Genomic DNA, 19,085 nt, shown 5'->3' on the forward strand with positions numbered 1-19,085 from the left:
CAATCCCGCAAATCGGAGGCGGCATCACGCCGCCCCGGTGCCCGGCCTCAGTACGCGATCCAGGCGTCACGCCAGGCAGAGCCGGTGCCCGGGCGGTAGGGTTCGGCATTGACATTGCACCACGCGCCCTCCGGGAACGGGCGGCAGGCGTAGAGTTTGCCGTCGGCGCCCTTGACCACGGTTTCGCCCGGCGTGTAGCTGCCGATACCGTCCGGATACACGAAGTCATAGTCGCCCGGTGGCGGATCGACCGGATCCGGCAGTTGCGTGTCGAGCTGGAAGCGATGGCCCGGCTTCAGGTAGACGCGGTTCTCGGTGGCCGAGGCGATGGGTGTGATGATTCCATTCTTCAGCACGCCCACCCGGACATGCTGGGCAGAAGCGTTGACCCTGTGGCCCAGCGCCAGCGGCCATTGCGTGGCGGAGGTCTGCCCGGTGGCGAGGGTGATCTTCGGGCTTTCCAGGTCATTGCCGTTGGCGTTGAACACGCGCAGGGTCAGGGTGGTACCGGTCTCCAGGTCACCCCGCGCGGTGATCGCCCCAGCGTCCTCCCATTCTGGTGGCGGAATGATGTCACCGCCTTCGAAACGTACGTCGGCACAGGTATAGAACGCTTCCTTCGAATCCGAGCGTTGCCAGGTGTTGTAGATGATGTGCTGGCCAGTACGCTTGGGCAGTGGGCAATCGAGTCGGTAGATGCCGTTGGCGTCCTCGTCCACGTGACCCAGCGAGCAGAACTGCTCCAGATCGTCCCAACGCAGCGGGCTGCCCGGTTGCCAGCCTTCGCGGGTTACATAGAAGACCCAGTCGCGGGTCTTGTGCGGAGCCGATGCGAGGTACTCGAAGGTGTAGCGGCCGCGGGCATCGGCGCGGATCGGGCTGGTCGACCAGTCCGTGCGATTGAGGTTCATGCCGCGGTACTTTGCAGTGCCGCCGCTGCACAGTTCGCCATCAGGCACGACCTGGCGATGGTTGCCGTCAGCCTCGGCCTGGTTGATGCCGGCCCAGTCGTAGAAGGGCTGCGCGCCACCGATGGCCTTGGCTGCCGCACAGGCCGCATTGGTCGGATTCTCGGGGTTGGCCTGGCGGCAGGCGTAGATGCGGCTGATCGGCTTGGAAAGGGTGCCGTGGGCCTGGGCCTCCTGTGAGGCGAAGAGAGCTGCGCACAGGGAGGCAGCAACTGCTGCAAGTAGGTGGGCTTGCATCGATGACGTCCTTTGACGCGTGGAAGACCCGCCGAGTTTCCACGCAGCAAAGAGCGTCCTCCATTCAACGGTTCCTAAAAAACCGAGGCTGGGAACCCGTCGTCTTTTTCCATGCGACCGCCATCGCAAGAAACGTCATGCAGGAGGGGTGGCACCGAAGTGCCACCCCCGTCGAGTTCAGTACGCGATCCAGGCATCACGCCAGGCAAAGCCGGTGCCTGGGCGATAGGCATCGGCGTTGATGTTGCACCACGCACCTTCCGGGAACGGGCGGCAGGCGTACAGCTTGCCGTCGGTGCCCTTCACCACGGTCTCGCCCGGCTTGTAGCTGCCGAGGCCTGCCGGATACACGAAGTCGAAATCGCCACCCGGCGGATCGACCGGGCCCGGACCCGGAATCTGGGTTTCCAGTTCAAAGCGATGACCCGGCTTCAGGTAGACACGGTTCTCGGTGGCGGACGCCACCGGCGTGATCACGCCGTTCTTCATCACGCCGACGCGGGCGTGCTGGGCGCTGCCATTGACCTTGCTGGCCAGCGCCATCGGCCACTGCGCCGGAGCGGTCTGGCCGGCGGCCAGGGTCACTTCCGGGCGCTCCAGATCGTTGCCGTTGGCATTGAACACGCGCAGGGTCAGCGTGGTGCCTGCCTCCAACGCACCGCGGGCGGTGACCGGGCCGGCATCCTGCCACTGCGGCGGCGGAATCACGCCGTTGCCGCCTTCGAAGCGGACATCCATGCAGGTGTAGAACGCTTCACCCGAATCCGAACGCTGCCAGGTGTTGTAGATGATGTGCTGGCCACTGCGCTTGGGCAGCGGGCAGTCCAGCTTGTAGGTCTTGCCGTCCACCGGCACGTTGCCCAGTGTGCAGAATTCCTGCAGGTCGGCCCAGCGCAGCGGGCTGCCCGGCTGCCAGCCATCACGGGTGACATAGAACTTCCACTCGCGGGTGGCATGCGGGGCCGGGGCATAGAACTCAAAGGTGTAGCGGCCACGCGCGTCGGCGCGGATTGGTGTGGTCGGCCAGTCGGTACGGTTCAGGTCAAGGCCGCGGTACTTGGGAATGCTGGCACTGCACAGTTCGCCATCGCGCACCAGTTCGCGATGGTTGCCATTGGCATTGCCGTGGGCAATCGCGCTCCAGTCGTAGAACGGCTGCGCGCCGCCAATGGCCTTGGCTGCGGCACAGGCCGGGTTGGTCGGGTTTTCCGGATTGCCCTCGTGGCACTGCTTCACGCGGCTGAGCGGCTTGGTCATGGTGCCATGGGCGAAGGCGCTGCCGGACAAGGCCAGGCCGGCGACGACGGACAGTGCGAAGACTGCCCGATGGGACAGGTGCATGCAGAGACTCCTTTGCGAGGTGTGGGAAACCTCAAGGAGTCTTCACATGCAGATGCGCCGGCAACATCGGACAAGTTTGAAATCGATGGCGGCTGTGTTCGATCTGCAACACGGTGCTTACTTTGCCGTCATCCGGGCGAAAGGCGGTGCATTGTGCACCGCCTCCCGCATCACTGCCTCAGTACGCGATCCACGCATCGCGCCAGGCCGCGCCCACGCCCGGCCGGTAGGCCTCGGCATTGACGTTGCACCATGCACCCTCCGGGAACGGACGGCAGGCGTACAGCTTGCCGTCGGTGCCCTTCACCACGGTCTGGCCCGGCACATAGCCGCCGATACCGGCCGGGTACACATGGTCGAAATCACCGCCCGGCGACGGCGTGCCCGGGTCCGGCACCTTCGTGTCGAGCTGGAAGCGGTTGCCATCCTTCAGGTACACGCGGTTGGCGGTGGCCGAGGCCGTCGGCGTGATTGCACCATTGGCCAGCACGCCCACGCGCGCATGCTGGGCACTGGCATTGACCTTGCGGGCCAGCGCCAAGGGCCATTGCGCGGCCGAGGTCTGGCCGCTGGCCAGCGTCGCTTCCACACGTTCGACATCGTTGCCGCTGGCATTGAACACGCGCAGTGCCAGCGTCGTACCGACCGGCAATTCACCGCGGGCGGTGACCGGGCCGGCATCCTGCCATTGCGGTGCCGGCGTCGTACCACCGCCGCCGCCTTCAAAGCGCACGTCCATGCAGGTGTAGAACGCCTCGGTCGAATCCGAGCGCTGCCAGGTGTTGTAGATCACATGCTGGCCGCTGCGCTGCGGCAGCGTGCACTGCAGCTTGTAGGTGCCATCGGCAGAGAGCGGTGTATTGCCCAGCGTGCAGAACTCCTGCAGGTCGGCCCAGCGCAACGGGCTGCCCGGTTGCCAGCCGTCGCGGGTGACGAAGAAGCGCCAGTCGCGCGTGGCGTGCGGCGCGGTTGCCTTGAACACGAAGGTGAACCTGCCATTGGCATCGGCGTGGATCGGCGTGGTCTGCCAGTCACTGCGGTTCACGTCCAGGCCGCGGAAGGTCGGGTTGTTGCCGCTGCACAGCTTGCCGTCGGGCACCACGGCCTGATGGTTGCCGTTGGCGTTGGCCTGGTTGATGCCGTTCCAGTCGTAGAACGCCTGTGAACCGCCAATCGCTTTTGCAGCGGCACAGGCCGGGTTGGTCGGATTCTCGGGATTGCCCTGGAAGCAGGCATAGACGCGGCTGACCGGCGTGGTCATCGTGCCGTGGGCGAACGCGTTGCCGGCCAGGCACAGGCCCGCAGCGGCGAACGAGGTGGCCAGCAACAGCGGTGTGGATCGGAATGACATGGCGCATCCTTGTGGTCGTCGAAAGGGAACGGTGACCGCAGGCGCTGCGCTGGGCGGCGGACTTTCGGCGGCACCAGGGCGAGTATCGAGTCGCACTGCAGGCGGCGGAACCATCGCAGTGCCGATCCGTGACTGCGCATGTGAAGCCCTTCCCGCAGGCTTCACGCAGGGCTGAACGGATGCGCTGGACGTCACGTGACCGGCGTGGCATCGATCACGTCATGGAGATCACGCGACGCAGTCCCGGTACCCACCCGATCTGCCTGGCACGAGAAACAGCCATGCGCGGCGTTGTGCAGCTGGACGAACGCCACCGACGGGTCGGCAAACAGTGCATCCAGGTGGTCGGCCACCTCGGTGCCCGCACAGACCTGGGCACCGCACATCAGCGCGGCGTGGTCATAGGCACGCATCGAGATCACCCGGCGCTGCACATACGGGGGCACCTCGCCCGGCGGCAGGATGCAACGGGTCACGCCGCGCTGCACGAAGATCGGGCCGGCGGCGCGGTACGGCGAATGCAGCGGCAGGTGGACGTGGGACAGCAGGAGCAGTTCGCTGCCAGGCGCGGGATCGCTCAGGCTGATCCGGCAGGGATGTCCGCCGCTCGCGCCGGCCCAGCGACGCTGGATGCCGAGCGCAGCGAGCGCGCAGTCGCTCATCTCGAACAGGTGCAGGAAGGGGCGATGGTCGATGCCACCGAGGTACCACGTGTGCATGGGTGTCTCCTGGGTTTGCGGCGGATTCTGCGCGTGCGCCGGCGGCCGTGCTCGCCGTTTTCAGACCCCGCATCGCCGTCAGGCCGGGGCACTGGCCCGTGGGGTGCTGCGGGCCGCCGCCGGTGCCGCCCTGTGCCGACCAAGGCCGAGGGGCAGGACCGTCCGGTCTGCGCGCCGTTGGCGGCGGATTCGTCATTGCCCATCGCCGTCGGCGCGCTGCCCGTGTAAGTTGAGTCACATCTTCCGCGGCAGCCCGTCGTGGTTGCCAGGAACGTCTTCCAGGGGAAACGAGCACGATGCAAAGACTCCACCTCGCGTTGGCCGCAGCGTTGGCCAGCCTGATGCTTGCCGGTTGCAGCCAGCCGCCGTCACCCGGCGCCGAGGGCGCCACTGACGCACCCGGCCGCCGCTTCGGCACGATCGATTTCCAGCCCTGCACGCTGTCCACGGTAGGTGCCAGCGCCAACGTGGAGGCGCAGTGCGCCACCCTGCAGGTGCCGGAGGACCGGGCCCAGCCTGACGGTCGCCGGATCGGCCTGCGTATCGCCTGGCTTGAATCGGGCAGCAGCGGCGCCAGCCAGCCGGATCCGGTGTTCTTCCTGGCCGGCGGCCCCGGCCAGGCGGCCAGCGAGGTGGCGGTCATCGTCGATACTGCACTGCGCCAGGTGCGCAAACAGCGCGACGTGTTCCTGATCGACCAGCGCGGCACCGGCGGTTCCAACCCGCTCAGCTGCCTGGGCGCGGACGGGAAGGAGCTGCCGATGGACGAGGATGCCGCGCCTTCCGAGGCATCGCTGCGCGACTACGCCCAGCGCTGTGCGGCTTCCCTGCAGGGACGTGCGGACGCACGTTTCTACACCACCACCGAAGCCATTGCAGACCTGGACGCAGTTCGCCAGGCCTTGGGCGTGGACCGGGTCAACCTGATCGGTGCGTCCTACGGCACCCGCGTGGCCCAGCGCTATGCGGGTACCTATCCACAGCACACCCGCAGCATCGTCATCGATGGCGTGGTGCCGAATGAGCTGGTGGTGGGCGGCGATTTCGCCAGGACATTCGAGGACGCGATCGCCCTGCAGTCGGCGCAGTGCCGCAAGGACGTTACCTGCAGCAAGCGCTTCCCGACCGATACCCGTGCGCAGCTGCGCAGCGTGGTCGAGACCCTGCGCCGTGCACCGGTTCCGGTCGAGTATCGCGACCCCGGCACCTACGGGACCCGGAAGGATGTGCTGACACCGGACAGCGTGGTGGGCCTGGCTTTTGCGTTTTCCTACGTACCCCAGTACGCCTCATTGCTGCCGCTGGTTCTTGATGAAGCCGCGCACGGCCGCTACGCGCCGCTCGCCTCGCTGGCACGCGGTGCGAACCGCAGCATGGATTTCCAGATCAACCGCGGGATGCATTGGTCGGTGATCTGTAGCGAAGATGCGCCGCGCTACCACGCGCCGGCCGAGGATCCCGAGCGGCTGTTTGGCAACGAGGTGGCCAGTGCGTTCTTCGCGGCCTGCCCGGTGTGGCCGCACCGTCCGGCACCGGCAGCCAATGCCGTGCCGCTGCGCAGTGACGTACCGGCGCTGCTGTTGTCTGGTGAACTGGACCCGGTGACCCCGCCGCGCTATGCCGAGCAGGTCCTCAAGGGCCTGCCCAATGGACGCGCGCTGGTCGCCCGTGGCCAGGGCCACGGCACGCTGACCGCCGGCTGCATGCCGCGCCTGCTCGGCCAGTTCATCGACACGACCGATGCCAAGGCGCTGGATGCCGGCTGCCTGGATACGCTGAGCTACGTGCCGGCGTTCACCTCGTTCAACGGATGGGAACCATGATCGTCGCCGACAACCTGCACAAGGCCTTCGACACCCGCACCGGCCGTATCCAGGCAGTGTCCAACGTCGGCTTCCGCGCCGAGGATGGCCGCATCACCGGCCTGCTGGGGCCCAACGGTGCCGGCAAGACCACCACCATGCGCATGCTGTACACGCTGATGACGCCCGATCAGGGCAGCATCACTGTCGACGGCATCGATGCGGCGCGCAATCCGGTGGAGGTGCGTCGCCACCTCGGCGTGCTGCCTGATGCGCGTGGCGTCTACAAGCGCCTGACTGCGCGCGAGAACATCGCCTACTTCGGCGAACTGCATGGCCTGTCGGCCGAGCGCATCCGCGAACGCATCGAGGTGCTGTCGCACGCGCTGGACATGGGGGACATCCTCGACCGCCAGACCGATGGCTTCTCGCAGGGCCAGCGCACCAAGACCGCGATTGCCCGCGCGCTGGTGCACGACCCTCGCAACGTCATTCTCGATGAACCGACCAACGGCCTGGACGTGATGACCACGCGCGCGCTGCGCCGCTTCCTGCTGGGCCTGCGCGAAGAGGGTCGCTGCGTGATCCTGTCCAGCCACATCATGCAGGAGGTGGCCGCGCTGTGCGATCACATCGTGATCATCGCCAAGGGCACGGTGATGGCCGCCGGCAGCGCCGACGAACTGCGTGCGCAGGCCGGCGAATCCAACCTGGAAGATGCGTTCGTGAAACTGATCGGCAGCGAAGAGGGCCTGCACGCATGAGCATGATGTCGACCCTGATGACGGTGATGCGCAAGGAGCTGCGTGACCTGTCGCGTGACCGCCGCACGCTGCTTCTGACCCTGCTGTTCGGGCCACTGCTGTACCCGGTGCTGCTGCTGGGCATGGGCAAGCTGGCCGAGAGCCGGGTGCGCACCCAGATCGAACAACCGCTGCAGATTCCGACCATCGGTGCGGACAACGCGCCGAACCTGGTGCGCTTCCTCGCCGCGCAGGGGCTGAACACCGCACCGGCACCGAAGGACCTGGCCGAGGCCATCCGCACCCAGGACATCGATGTGGCGCTGCGCATCAGCGATGAGTTCGGCAAGGACTGGGCCGAGGGCAAGCCGGCGCTGGTGGAGGTCATCATGGACAGCACGCGTCGCGCGGCCGAAGTACCCAGTGCACGCCTGGAGGCGGCGCTGGCCACCTACAACGGCCAGGTCGGTGCCTTGCGCCTGATGGCACGCGGCATCGACGCACAGGTGGCACGCCCGCTGGACGTGGCGCGCCAGGACCTGGCCAGTGCCGAGGCCAAGCGCGGCATGATCCTGTCGATGCTGCTGCCGGTACTGCTGACGCTGACCTCGTTCATCGGTGGCGCCTACCTGGTGATGGACGCCACGGCCGGCGAGCGCGAGCGGCAGTCACTGGAACCCTTGCTGGCCACGCCGGGCTCGCGCAGTGCGATCGTCAGCGGCAAGATCGCCGCCGCCTGCGTGGTCGGTTTCGTGTCGCTGCTGCTGACCCTGGTCGCGTTCAAGGTGAGCGCGCAGATCGCCCCCGGCAACATCGGCCGCCAGTTCAACATGAACGTCGGCTCGATGCTGCAGATGCTGCTGGTGATGTTGCCGATGCTGCTGATCGGCACCTCGCTGCTGACCTTCCTGTCGGCTGCGGCCAAGAGCATGAAGGAAGCGCAGAGCCACATGACCTGGCTGATGCTGCTGCCGATGCTGCCTGGCTACGCCCTGGTGGCCTATCCGCTGAAGAGCGAGATGTGGCAGTACGCCGTGCCGTTCCTGTCGCAGAACCAGATGCTGCTGAAGGTGATCCGCCACGAGACCATCACCCCGACGGTCTGGGCGATCTACCTCGGTGCCAGCCTCGGCCTGGCCGCTATGCTGTGGTTCGCCGCCGTGCGCCGCTACCACAACGAGCGCCTGGCCATCTCCGGCTGACCGCAAAAAAGGGGACGGAGGGGATTAAGTCGTTTCTGCCCCTCCCGTCCCCTCCTTGCGCGGGCGGCCTTGTCTTCGCATTGCCACCGGCCGCCCGAGCGTCTTCTCTACCATCCGCAGGAACGCAGCATCCCCCAACGGACGCTGTTTGGCGCTATGACTGCGGATTGCGGGCAGATCGGCGGACGCATTCACATCGCGCAGGAATCGCGCATACACCGCCGTCCTGTTGCGAGCGGTCGCGGCCAACGCTCTGAATGCGGGATGCGGGGTCAGCATGGGGTCATCGCGTCGTTGAAGGTTGCCGTGCACGCTGGACCATGGATGATCTTCAGCACTGACCGCAATGCCGGCACGAACGGGATTGCGTTCGATGTAGCGGTATACGCTGAGCAGGTAAGCGTCGCTGTCGATCATCGAGGAATGGAAGCGGCCCTGCCACAGGGGACCGGTGCGGCCGTGCCGCTGGTTGAAAGCCTGCACATAGTTGTTGCCCTGCATGCGCATTGCATCGGCCAGCCCACGCTGCGTGGATGGCGTGGCCAGTAGGTGGATGTGGTTGTCCATCAGTACGTAGGCATGCAGTGCGACGCGGTGCTTGAGGAAAGCGCTGTGCAGCAGATGCAGGAACAGTTGCCGGTCGATGTCGTCGACAAAGATCGCACCCTTGTTCACACCGCGCTGGATCACGTGATAGGCCTGGCCGGCCAGCATCAGGCGCGCTTGTCGGGGCATGGGATTCCCAGGTCGAAGGGTGCCTCAGCCTGGCATCGGCACCGTGGCGTGGGGCATCAGGTAATGCCGCGCCGGCGTATCGGAGGAGTCAGAAGCGACCTAATCCCCTCCGTCCCCTTTTGCGTACCGCGCAGGCGTTACCCCCATCACGCGCTTGAACACGCTGATGAAGGAACTGGGTGTGTCGTAGCCCATTGACAGCGCAACGCTGATCACGGGTTCGCCTGCCAGCAGGCGTGGCAGTGACAGCAGCACGCGCAGGCGCTGCCGCCACTGGCTCAAGGTCATGCCAGTTTCGGCCTGCCAACGGCGGGCGAGACTGCGGCTGGACAGTCCGCTGGTGGCTGCCCACGCTTCGACGCTGCGAAGGTCGTCCGGCGACCGTGCCAGCGCCGCCGCGATCCGCCGCAACCGTCGATCCTGCGGTTGTGGCAGGGCAAGTGGCAAGGGAGTGCTGGCACGGATCTCATCGGCGATGACGCCGGCCAAGCGTGCCTGCGCAGCGTCCAGTGCCTGATGCGGCCAACGCAGTGCCCGCGTCACCGCCGCCTGCAACAGCACATCGGGTTGGAAAATGCGGGGCAGCGGCGGCAGATCCAGGCCGGCATCGGCGCGGACGTACAGGCTCCAGCCATCGAATGCGTCTGCCCCTACCAGGGCGTGGGGCAGCAAGGGCGGTATCCAGGCAACATGCCCCGCCGGCAGCAGCCAGTGCAGGTCGCCGGCCTCGATCCGCAGCAGGCCGTGGTGGGCACCCAGCAACTGGCCGCGCACGTGCTGGTGGCGCGCGGTGCGCCGCCTTCCGGGCACGCGCAGCTGGCCGGCCAGCACGATGGGGCCGTCGTCGGCGTCCGCCAATGCCGGATCAATCAAGCCGGTCGGTGTCTGATCTGCCATATCCATTGGCAGTTATACGGCAGAAGCGCCGATCCGCGCGCGCCACACTGGGCGCCCATTCCAACACGAGCCGCCCCGATGCAGCCCCAGGACATTCTTCCCGACCATCAGAACGACGTGCAGGTAAACGGCCTCATCGTGCGCAAGGGCAGCGTGGGCGCCTTCCTCGCCAGCGTCCGTGACTGGCAGGACCCCGCCAGCGATGACGCCACCCGCGCCACCGCCGAAGCAGATCTGCGTGGGCTGCTGCCGGGCCTGCATGCGCTGGGCCTGTTCCAGGTGCTGGCCGCGCGCGATCCGGCACTGCAACGCCTGATTGACAGCCTCTCCTGAAGCGGACACGGCCCGGAGATGCCGGGCCGTGTGGTCATTTTGGGGCGGAAACGACTTAATCCCCTCCGTCCCCTTTTCTGCGGTCAGCCGCCTGGCGCGAACACCAGGGTGCGGCGGGTGGTGACCGGCGCGCTGACCGGCTCGAAGCGCCAGCGCTTGACTGCGTTCAGGGCTTCGCGGTCGAAGGTGCGGCCGGAGGTTGCGCGCAGCACGCGGGCGTTGACCACCGAGCCGTCGGTACCGACCGTGATCTCCACCAGCACTTCGCCCGACGTTCCCGAACGCAGTGCCTCGGCCGGATAGCGCGGCGCCGGCGTACTGATCGGGCGCAGGGTGGGCGCGGCGGCAGCCGCGGCCTGGCGCGCCGCGCTGGCCTGCTGGGCCGCGGCCTGCTGCTGCTTCTGTTCGGCTTCGCGGCGTGCGGCGGCCTGGCGCTCGGCTTCCTGGCGTTCGTTGTCGCGGCGTGCGGCGTCCTGCTGGGCAGCGATCTGCTTGGCCGCGTCGGCTTCCTTGGCGCGTTGTTCGGCCAGGCGCTGCTGTTCGATCTGCTGCTTGCTGCGCTCCTCGGCGTCCTTCTTTGCCTTCTCCGCTTCGGTCTCGGTGCGCTTGGCCGCGTTTTCCACGCCCTTGGACAGACCGTCCTTCAGGCGCGGCAGGGCGGGCGCGGAGGCATCCACCTTCTCGATCAGTGCCACCAGGCGCTGTGCTTCGGTGTAGTCCTCGCGGCCCAGGTGCTGCTCGGCGGCGATCAGGGTGTAGGGCAGCAGGTCGGTCAGCGCGCTCTTCACCGAGGCGTCGTCCGGGGTCTTGTCGCGCAGGGCGAGGTAGTACTCGATGGCATTGTCGCCGGCCGGCGCGTACATGCGGTTCTCGCGCAGGGCCTGGCTGGCCGACTCACGCAGCTGCTCGGTGCCCATCGACTGCACCTTGGCGGCGACCACCGGTGCGGCCGGTGCAGCGGCGGTGGGGGCGGCGGCCGGAGCCGGTGCTGCGGATTCTTCCTTGCCCGAGCAGGCGGCCAGCGCCAGTGCCAAAGCAACCGGCAGCCACCGGCGCGCGGCGGTGATCGTTGAGACGTGCGACATCCTGCTCCCCTCTAGAAGACGACGTGACGTAAATCATTGATATGCATGGCCGGGACCCGTGGTCCAGGCGCGGCAGGGTGGCGTTTCCCGACGCCACCGCCGGCAACGGCGAGGATGCAATCTAGCATCCCGGCCACCGCCCCGCACAAGGGGTGGTGGCCGGGTGGGGCCGCAGTGATCATGTCGTGGCCGGCGGCGACCTCAGTGGTCGTGTGCCTTGTCGTGCGACTTGCTGTGGCCGTTGGACATCAGCTTGTCGGTCCAGGCGATGCCGATCGCCGACAGGATGAACACGCAGTGGATGATGGTCTGCCACAGCACACCTTCCTGGGTCATGGTCGTGCAGGTATCGACGCCAGCGTTGTAGAAACTGGTCGACGCCGAAGACACTGCCGCTGCCCATTGTTCCGGTTTGCACAGCGGCAGTCCCTTCAACGCGCTGGTGGCGATGAAGGTCTTCAGCAGGTGGATCGAGGAGATGCCGATGATCGCCATCGCCAGCTTCACCTTCAGCACGCTGGCGTTGACGTGGCTCAGCCATTCCGGCTGGTCCGGGTGGCCTTCCAGGCGCAGGCGCGAGACGAAGGTTTCATAGCCGCCGACGATCACCATCACCAGCAGGTTGGAGATCATCACCACGTCGATCAGGCCCAGCACGATCAGCATGATCTGCTGTTCGCCCATCGACACCGAGTGGGACAGCAGGTGCCACAGTTCCTTGCCGAACAGGAACACGTAGACGCACTGGGCAAGGATCAGGCCCAGGTACAGCGGCAGCTGCAGCCAGCGCGAGGCGAAGATCAGCGAGGACAACGGGGACAAGGGACGAGGACTGTGGCTCATGCAGGACAGTGCGTTTCGGGGGAGCCGCGAGGTTACCGGCCCGCCATGACGGTGCCAACCCAACTCACGCACTAGACTTCAGGTTCCTTTCCGCACCCCGAGCCGCCGCCATGATCGACCTGTATTACTGGCCCACCCCGAACGGCCACAAAGTGACCCTGCTGTTGGAGGAAGCCGGCCTGGAGTACCGCATCCACCCGGTCAACATCGGTTCGGGCGACCAGTTCAAGCCGGAATTCCTGGCCATCTCGCCGAACAACAAGATGCCGGCCATCGTCGACCATGCCCCGGCCGATGGCGGTGCTCCCCAGAGTGTGTTCGAGTCCGGCGCGATCCTGCTGTACCTGGCCGAGAAGACCGGCCGCTTCCTGCCCAGCGACGCGCGTGGCCGCGTGACCACCCTGGAATGGCTGTTCTGGCAGATGGCGGGCCTGGGCCCGATGAGTGGCCAGATGGGCCACTTCAACGTGTACGCGCCGGAGAAGATTCCCTATGCCATCGAGCGCTACGACAACGAGGTGCGCCGCCTGCACGGGGTGATGGACAAGCGCCTGGCCCAGCACGCCTTCCTGGCCGGCGATGAGTACACCATCGCCGACATGGCCAGCTACCCGTGGGTCGGCGCCTACGACACGCTGCCGGTGGACTTCGCCGCGTTCCCGAACCTCAAGCGCTGGCATGAAGCGATTGCCGCACGCCCGGCCACCCAGCGCGCCTATGCCCTGCGCCAGCAGGTGAACCCCAACGCCGGCAAGCCGCTCAGCGACGAAGAGCGCAAGCACCTGTTCGGCCAGCGTTGAACCAGGACGGCGTCATTCACGCGTGACGTGGATCTACGGATGGTGGGTGCCGACCCTTGGTCGGCACTCGTCCGCACGCCTTATGGGCAGAAGGTCATGCTGCCTTCCCGCACGGGCTTGGTTAGGATGGGGGGACGACCGTCCCGCGCCCCGCGTGGAGGCGTACCTGCCGTTTGCCGGGATCCTCCATGCGCCACCTGTTCGCTTCGCTCGCCCTCATGCTTGCCACCACAACCGCTGCCCACGCTGAAAAGCTGACCCTGGAAGCCATCACCGGTCCGCTGCCGCTGTCCGGCCCGACCTTGATGAAGCCCAAGGTGGCACCGGACGGATCGCAGGTCAGCTTCCTGCGCGGCAAGGACAGCGACCGAAACCAGCTGGACCTGTGGACCTACGACATCGGTAGCGGCCAGACCCGGCTGCTGGTTGATTCCAAGGTGGTGCTGCCCGGCACCGAGACCCTCAGCGACGAGGAAAAGGCACGCCGCGAGCGCCAGCGCATCGCCGCGATGACCGGCATCGTTGATTACCAGTGGTCGCCGGACGCGCAGCGCCTGCTGTTCCCGCTGGGCGGCGAACTCTACCTGTACGACCTCAAGCAGCAGGGCCAGGCGGCCGTGCGCCAGCTGACCCACGGTGAAGGTTTCGCCACCGACGCCAAGCTGTCGCCCAAGGGCGGTTTCGTCAGCTTCATCCGCGGCCGCAACCTGTGGGTGATCGACCTGGCCAATGGCAAGCAGCTGCAGCTGACCCACGACGGCAGCACCACCATCGGCAACGGCGTGGCCGAGTTCGTCGCCGATGAGGAGATGGATCGCCACACCGGCTACTGGTGGGCGCCGGATGATTCGGCCATTGCCTTTGCCCGCATCGATGAATCGCCGGTGCCGGTACAGAAGCGCTACGAGGTCTATGCCGACCGCACCGACGTGATCGAGCAGCGTTACCCGGCCGCCGGCGACGCCAACGTGCGCGTGCAGCTGGGCGTGATCGCACCGGCCGCCGATGCGCAGCCGCGCTGGGTCGACCTCGGCAGGGAACAGGATATCTACCTGGCCCGCGTCGATTGGCGCGATCCGCAGCACCTGAGTTTCCAGCGCCAGTCGCGTGACCAGAAGCAACTGGACCTGGTGGAAGTGGCGCTCGACTCCAACCGCCAGCGCGTGCTCGCCCACGAGACCAGCCCGACCTGGGTGCCGCTGCATAACAGCCTGCGCTTCCTGGAAGACGGCAGCGTGCTGTGGTCGTCCGAGCGTACCGGCTTCCAGCACCTGTACCGCATCGACAGCAAGGGCAAGACCACCGCGCTGACCCACGGCAACTGGCCGGTGGACGAACTGCTGGCGGTTGATGAGAAGGCCGGCAAGGCCTACTTCCGCGCCGGCATCGAAACCTCGCGCGAAAGCCAGATCTACGCGGTATCGCTGCAGGGCGGCGAGCCCCAGCGCCTGTCCAAGGCACCGGGCATGCACAGCGCCACGTTCGCCCGCAATGCCAGCGTCTATGTCGACAGCTGGTCCAACAGCACCACGCCGCCGCAGATCGAGCTGTTCCGCGCCAATGGCGAGAAGATCGCTACGCTGGTGGAGAACGACCTGGCCGATCCCAAGCACCCGTATGCGCGCTACCGCGACGCGCAGCGCCCGGTCGAGTTCGGCACGCTGACCGCCGCCGATGGCAAGACCCCACTGAACTACAGCCTGATCAAGCCGGCCGGGTTTGATCCGTCCAAGCGCTACCCGGTGGCGGTGTATGTCTATGGCGGCCCGGCCAGCCAGACCGTCACCGACAGTTGGCCCGGCCGCGGTGATCACCTGTTCAACCAGTACCTGGCCCAGCAGGGCTACGTGGTGTTCTCGCTGGACAACCGCGGCACCCCGCGTCGCGGCCGCGACTTCGGTGGTGCGCTGTACGGGAAGCAGGGCACGGTGGAAGTGACCGACCAGCTGCGCGGCGTGGCCTGGCTCAAGCAGCAGCCGTGGGTGGACCCGGCGCGCATTGGCGTGCAGGGCTGGTCCAACGGCGGTTACATGACCCTGATGCTGCTGGCCAAGGCCTCGAACCAGTACGCCTGCGGCGTGGCCGGTGCGCCGGTGACCGACTGGGGCCTGTACGACAGCCACTACACCGAACGCTACATGGATCTGCCGGCACGCAATGAAGCCGGTTATCGCGAAGCGCGCGTGCTGACCCATATCGATGGCCTGCGCTCGCCGCTGCTGCTGATCCACGGCATGGCCGACGACAACGTGCTGTTCACCAACTCGACCAGCCTGATGAGCGCGCTGCAAAAGCGTGCACAGCCGTTCGAGCTGATGACCTACCCGGGTGCCAAGCATGGCCTGTCGGGCGCCGATGCCCTGCATCGCTACCGCGTGGCCGAAGCCTTCCTGGGACGCTGCCTGAAACCCTGATCCGCAACCGGGAAGGAGCCCGCCGATGACCCTGCCACCGCCGATTCCCGCCCATCGCCAGACGTCCACCGGATGGTGGCGCCGCCACTGGCGCTGGGCGATGCCGCTGACGGTGGTGCTGGTGCTGGGTGGCGCCGGTGGCGTGGTGACCTGGAGCCTGTTGCGCTGGAGCGAGGCGGCACGCGAAAGTCCACCGATGCGCGAAGCGTTGCGCCGCGCGGGCTGCAGCATCGAACTGGTGGAAGCCTTCGGCGAGCCGCTGCATATCGAATCGATGCCGCTGGGCAGCATGCAGACCGCCATCAACGGCCAGCGCGACGTTGGCCTGACCGTTGCGCTGGAAGGGCCGCAGGCACGCGGGCGGTTGTTCGTGCAGGGCATCCGTCGTGACGATGTCTGGGACTACCCGGTGATGTACGTGCTGGCCGAAGACAAGCAGACCTTCGACCTGACGGCGCTGGATGATGATGAGGCTGCGCAGGAGTGCGAGCTGCAGGCCTGCCGTGATCGCGGCGAATGCCCGCTGACCGCCGCGTTGTGACCTCCCCGGGCAGGCGACTGCGGGACGTCGACCGGGTAGAGTCGACTGTCAGTCGACTGCTCTTCGGTCAGATAGCGAAACCCCCGCGCTGCGCGCGATAGTCGACTGACAGTCGACTCTACGCCGGCAGGCTTCCGCGGAGCCCCGGCTGCACAACCAGCCGCCATGACTTCCCGCCGATTGTCGCCATCGCCGTGAGCGCGTAGGGTGCGGGCAACCCCGTCCTGGAGTGCACCATGAAGCCGATTGCGTTCGCCGTTGCCCTGGCCCTGACTGCCGCACCGCTGCTGTCTGCGCCACCGGCGCTGGCCGCACCCGCCGCCAAGGCCGCTACCCCGGCCAGCCCGGCCTGGGTTGCCCGCAGCAATGCACTGGCGCAGATCCTGCTTGATGCACAAGGCCCGTTCCAGCCGGAGGAAACCGGCTTCTTCGGCGTTCCCGGCTACGACGACAAGGTCGCAGACCTTGGCCCGGACAACGGCAAGCGCTATCGCGCCGCGATGGCCAAAGCCCGCGATGAACTCAAGGCAAAGCTGGCCACCGAGAAGGATCCCAACGTCCGCCAGGACCTGGAGATCATGATCCACGCCGCCAGCCAGAACATCGAAGGCAGCGAGCTCAACGAGAAATACCTGCTGCCGTGGAGTGATGCGCCGCAGACCGTGTTCAGCGGCCTCAACCTGCTGCTGTCCGACCAGGTGCCGGCCGAGCGCCGGGCCAAGGCGATCGACCGCCTCAAGGCCTATGCCGGCCTGCAGCCGGGCGGCACCGCCTTCACCACGCTGGCCCGCCAGCGCTATGAAGAGCGCCTGAAGGACACCAGCCTGCTGCAGCCGACCAAGATCGAAGTGCAGCAGTCGCTGGACAACGTCGAGACCTACATCACCGGTATCGAGTCGCTGCTGAAGAAGTACCAGATCGCCGGCACCGATGAAGCAATGAAGGCCCTGGCCGGGCAGATGAAGGACTACGCCGCCTGGACCCGCAAGGACGTGCTGCCGAAGGCACGCACCGATGCGCGCCTGCCAGCGCCGCTGTACGCCTACCAGCTCAAGCAGGTCGGCATCGACATCGACCCGAAGCTGCTGATGCAGCGCGCGCAGCTGGAGTTCATGGAAACCCGCTCGGCGATGCAGCAGCTGGCGCCGCTGGTGGTGAAGGACAAGGGCCTGAAGGTGGCCGACCCGAGCGACCCGGTGGCGGTGATCCGCGCGCTGAAGGCCGACAAGATCGCCGACGACCATCTGGAAGGCCACTACCGCAAGGTGATCGACGCGATCGATCCGCTGATCCGCGAGCATGCCATCGTCGACGTGCCCCAGCGCGCCATGCAGATGCGCCTGGGTTCGGCCGCCGAGAGCGCGGCCAGTCCCGCGCCGCATTTCCTGCCGGCGCCGCTGGTCAACAACACCGGGCAGCAGGGCACCTTCGTGCTGCCGCTGGGCAACCCGGCAGCGGGCCCGGGCGCGCAGTACGACGACTTCAACTTCGGTGCGGCAGCATGGACGCTGAGCGCGCATGAAGGCCGCCCCGGCCACGAGCTCCAGTTCACCGCGATGGTCGAGCGTGGCGTGTCGCTGGCACGCACCATGTTCGCGTTCAATTCGGTGAACGTGGAAGGCTGGGCACTGTATGCCGAGGCCGAGATGGTGCCCTACGAACCGCTGGACGGTCAGATGATCGCCCTGCAGTTCCGCCTGCTGCGCGCCGCGCGCGCGATGCTGGACCCGATGCTCAACCTGGGCCTGACCGACCGCGCCAACGGCGAGCGCGTGCTGATGGAGCAGGTCGGCCTGTCCAAGGCAATGGCCACCCAGGAACTGGATCGCTACATGGTGCGCATGCCGGGCCAGGCCGGCAGCTACTTCTACGGCTACACCCGCATCCTGGAACTGCGCATGCAGACCGAGCTGGCACTGGGTGCGAAGTTCGACCGCCTTGCGTTCAACAACTTCCTGCTCGACCAGGGCCTGCTGCCGCCGGACCAGCTGGCTGATGCGGTGAACAAGGTGTTCGTGCCGAAGTACCGGCAGAAATAATCGGTAGCGCCGGGCCATGCCCGGCGAGCGCAGCGGGAGAGACGCCGGGCATGGCCCGGCGCTACCCGCGGTGACGCTGCCGCCTCACCGCTGCGGGGTAATCACCTGTGTCGGCAATCGCGCCGGCGGTGCCGGATTCGGCACCCAGATCGCGACGCCGGCGGCGCGCTTCTGCGTGGTCGGAATACCGATGCCGACGCCGCCACCCACATGCGAGCCGAACGTGCCGGCGCCCACCGACATGCCCACCGGCGAGCCACTGCTGCCCACGCCCATCAGCACCACGCCATTGGCGCCCAGCGCGGCGGCCTCACGCTTCAGGCGTGCCACGGCGGCATCGGTCTGGCCCTGTGTGCCGAAGCCGACGGCGGACGCCGATTCCAGCTGGGCGATTTCCTGGGAACCGGCCGGAGGCGTCGAATAGATCTGCACCAGTGCCGGATCGATGGGTGCGCGGGCGCGGCCCAGCATCACCTTGGAGGTGCTGGCACAGCCGGCGGCGACCAGCAGGATGGCCGCCAACGCGGCCCAACGGATGTTCATGGCACGACCCCTGTAGGACTGGTTGCGATCATCGGCGGGCCACTCTGAATCGGCGCCAACACCCGGGCCAGGGCACGCACGGCAGCACGCTAGCACGCCGGGGGTGACAGCCCCGCCAACGGCAGTAGGCGACGGCAGCGGGAACGTCTATGGTTGGGGCAGGAACCAACTGCGGGAGAGTGGCATGGGCGTGATCAGTCTGTTGTGGGGCGTACTGGCGCTGTTGTGGATGATCCTGGCGCTGATTCCACTGCTCGGCTGGGGCAACTGGTTCCTTATCCCGTTCGCTGCGGTGGGCGCGGTCATCGCCGCGCTGGGCATCCTGTTCACCCACCCGAGCAAGCGTGGCCGGGCCTGGGCCGGCCTGGTCCTGAACGGCATCGTGGTGGTGGTGGGCATCCTCCGCCTCGGCCTGGGTGGTGGCGTCATCTGAGCCCGCGCCCGGGTGCGACAGGGCGTCGCAGGCGCACGGCCGATGGCCGGGCGGGGGCG

18 protein-coding genes are annotated in these 19,085 nt (G+C 67.1%); 9 read left to right on the plus strand and 9 right to left on the minus strand.

What is annotated here, in order from left to right:
- Window positions 1-47: 47 nt before the first annotated feature.
- From AC5P6A_RS08955 to AC5P6A_RS08970, 4 genes are all read right to left on the minus strand, one after another.
- The gene (locus AC5P6A_RS08955; RefSeq protein ID WP_346715006.1) at window positions 48-1,205 is read right to left on the minus strand and encodes a lytic polysaccharide monooxygenase; all 1,158 of its coding nucleotides are present in this window, start codon (window positions 1,203-1,205) and stop codon (window positions 48-50) included.
- A 177-nt stretch (window positions 1,206-1,382) separates the two neighbouring features.
- The gene (locus AC5P6A_RS08960) at window positions 1,383-2,546 is read right to left on the minus strand and encodes a lytic polysaccharide monooxygenase (RefSeq protein WP_019661679.1); all 1,164 of its coding nucleotides are present in this window, start codon (window positions 2,544-2,546) and stop codon (window positions 1,383-1,385) included.
- 178 nt (window positions 2,547-2,724) lie between these two features.
- The gene (locus tag AC5P6A_RS08965) at window positions 2,725-3,897 is read right to left on the minus strand and encodes a lytic polysaccharide monooxygenase auxiliary activity family 9 protein (RefSeq protein WP_019661678.1); all 1,173 of its coding nucleotides are present in this window, start codon (window positions 3,895-3,897) and stop codon (window positions 2,725-2,727) included.
- A gap of 191 nt (window positions 3,898-4,088) precedes the next feature.
- Entirely contained in the window at window positions 4,089-4,616 is a 528-nt protein-coding gene (locus AC5P6A_RS08970; protein WP_346715007.1) for a DUF1203 domain-containing protein, read from the minus strand.
- Window positions 4,617-4,912: 296 nt separating this feature from the next.
- On the opposite strand from AC5P6A_RS08970, the gene AC5P6A_RS08975 reads away from it, so the two are divergent.
- Genes AC5P6A_RS08975 through AC5P6A_RS08985 form a run of 3 tightly spaced genes read left to right on the plus strand, consistent with a single transcriptional unit; the run spans window position 4,913 to window position 8,363 of the window.
- Window positions 4,913-6,439: an alpha/beta hydrolase gene (locus AC5P6A_RS08975; RefSeq protein WP_233653574.1), complete on the plus strand. Its 1,527-nt coding sequence runs from the start codon at window positions 4,913-4,915 to the stop codon at window positions 6,437-6,439.
- Entirely contained in the window at window positions 6,436-7,182 is a 747-nt protein-coding gene (locus tag AC5P6A_RS08980) for an ABC transporter ATP-binding protein (RefSeq protein WP_021203318.1), read from the plus strand. The genes AC5P6A_RS08975 and AC5P6A_RS08980 overlap by 4 nt, the downstream gene beginning before the upstream one ends.
- Window positions 7,179-8,363 (plus strand): ABC transporter permease, encoded by a 1,185-nt coding sequence (locus AC5P6A_RS08985; protein ID WP_308305993.1) that lies wholly within the window; start codon window positions 7,179-7,181, stop codon window positions 8,361-8,363. Before AC5P6A_RS08980 ends, AC5P6A_RS08985 begins: the two co-directional genes overlap by 4 nt.
- Window positions 8,364-8,387: 24 nt before the next feature.
- On the opposite strand, the gene AC5P6A_RS08990 is transcribed toward AC5P6A_RS08985, so the two are convergent.
- A complete protein-coding gene (locus AC5P6A_RS08990) occupies window positions 8,388-9,098 on the minus strand; it encodes a transposase (protein WP_032959053.1) in 711 nt (236 codons plus the stop codon).
- 99 nt (window positions 9,099-9,197) lie between these two features.
- Window positions 9,198-9,995, minus strand: a complete 798-nt coding sequence (locus AC5P6A_RS08995) for a helix-turn-helix domain-containing protein (RefSeq protein ID WP_134735729.1) — start codon at window positions 9,993-9,995, stop codon at window positions 9,198-9,200.
- Between the two features lie 78 nt (window positions 9,996-10,073).
- On the opposite strand from AC5P6A_RS08995, the gene AC5P6A_RS09000 reads away from it, so the two are divergent.
- Window positions 10,074-10,328 (plus strand): hypothetical protein, encoded by a 255-nt coding sequence (locus AC5P6A_RS09000; RefSeq protein ID WP_134730910.1) that lies wholly within the window; start codon window positions 10,074-10,076, stop codon window positions 10,326-10,328.
- Between the two features lie 83 nt (window positions 10,329-10,411).
- Here AC5P6A_RS09000 and AC5P6A_RS09005 read toward each other — a convergent pair whose 3' ends face one another.
- Both AC5P6A_RS09005 and AC5P6A_RS09010 read right to left on the minus strand, forming a co-directional pair.
- Window positions 10,412-11,413 (minus strand): energy transducer TonB, encoded by a 1,002-nt coding sequence (locus AC5P6A_RS09005; RefSeq protein ID WP_019661670.1) that lies wholly within the window; start codon window positions 11,411-11,413, stop codon window positions 10,412-10,414.
- 201 nt (window positions 11,414-11,614) lie between these two features.
- Complete coding sequence (locus tag AC5P6A_RS09010; protein WP_019661669.1) at window positions 11,615-12,256, minus strand: TIGR00645 family protein; 642 nt, start codon at window positions 12,254-12,256, stop codon at window positions 11,615-11,617.
- Window positions 12,257-12,366: 110 nt separating this feature from the next.
- Between AC5P6A_RS09010 and AC5P6A_RS09015 the strand changes: the two genes are divergently transcribed.
- The 4 genes from AC5P6A_RS09015 (at window position 12,367) to AC5P6A_RS09030 (ending at window position 18,050) form a co-directional block, all read left to right on the plus strand.
- Window positions 12,367-13,056 (plus strand): glutathione binding-like protein, encoded by a 690-nt coding sequence (locus AC5P6A_RS09015; protein WP_019661668.1) that lies wholly within the window; start codon window positions 12,367-12,369, stop codon window positions 13,054-13,056.
- A gap of 188 nt (window positions 13,057-13,244) precedes the next feature.
- A complete protein-coding gene (locus AC5P6A_RS09020; RefSeq protein ID WP_019661667.1) occupies window positions 13,245-15,470 on the plus strand; it encodes a S9 family peptidase in 2,226 nt (741 codons plus the stop codon).
- Window positions 15,471-15,495: 25 nt separating this feature from the next.
- Complete coding sequence (locus AC5P6A_RS09025) at window positions 15,496-16,011, plus strand: cytochrome c oxidase assembly factor Coa1 family protein (protein ID WP_019661666.1); 516 nt, start codon at window positions 15,496-15,498, stop codon at window positions 16,009-16,011.
- 236 nt (window positions 16,012-16,247) lie between these two features.
- Window positions 16,248-18,050, plus strand: a complete 1,803-nt coding sequence (locus AC5P6A_RS09030; RefSeq protein WP_019661665.1) for a DUF885 domain-containing protein — start codon at window positions 16,248-16,250, stop codon at window positions 18,048-18,050.
- Between the two features lie 84 nt (window positions 18,051-18,134).
- Here AC5P6A_RS09030 and AC5P6A_RS09035 read toward each other — a convergent pair whose 3' ends face one another.
- Window positions 18,135-18,593, minus strand: a complete 459-nt coding sequence (locus tag AC5P6A_RS09035; RefSeq protein ID WP_010482223.1) for a hypothetical protein — start codon at window positions 18,591-18,593, stop codon at window positions 18,135-18,137.
- Window positions 18,594-18,777: 184 nt separating this feature from the next.
- Here AC5P6A_RS09035 and AC5P6A_RS09040 point away from each other — a divergent pair, with 184 nt between their 5' ends.
- Entirely contained in the window at window positions 18,778-19,026 is a 249-nt protein-coding gene (locus tag AC5P6A_RS09040; protein ID WP_006475755.1) for a hypothetical protein, read from the plus strand.
- Window positions 19,027-19,085 lie beyond the last annotated feature (59 nt).

The sequence above is a fragment of the Stenotrophomonas sp. YJH_SMC_20 genome, from assembly GCF_059367845.1.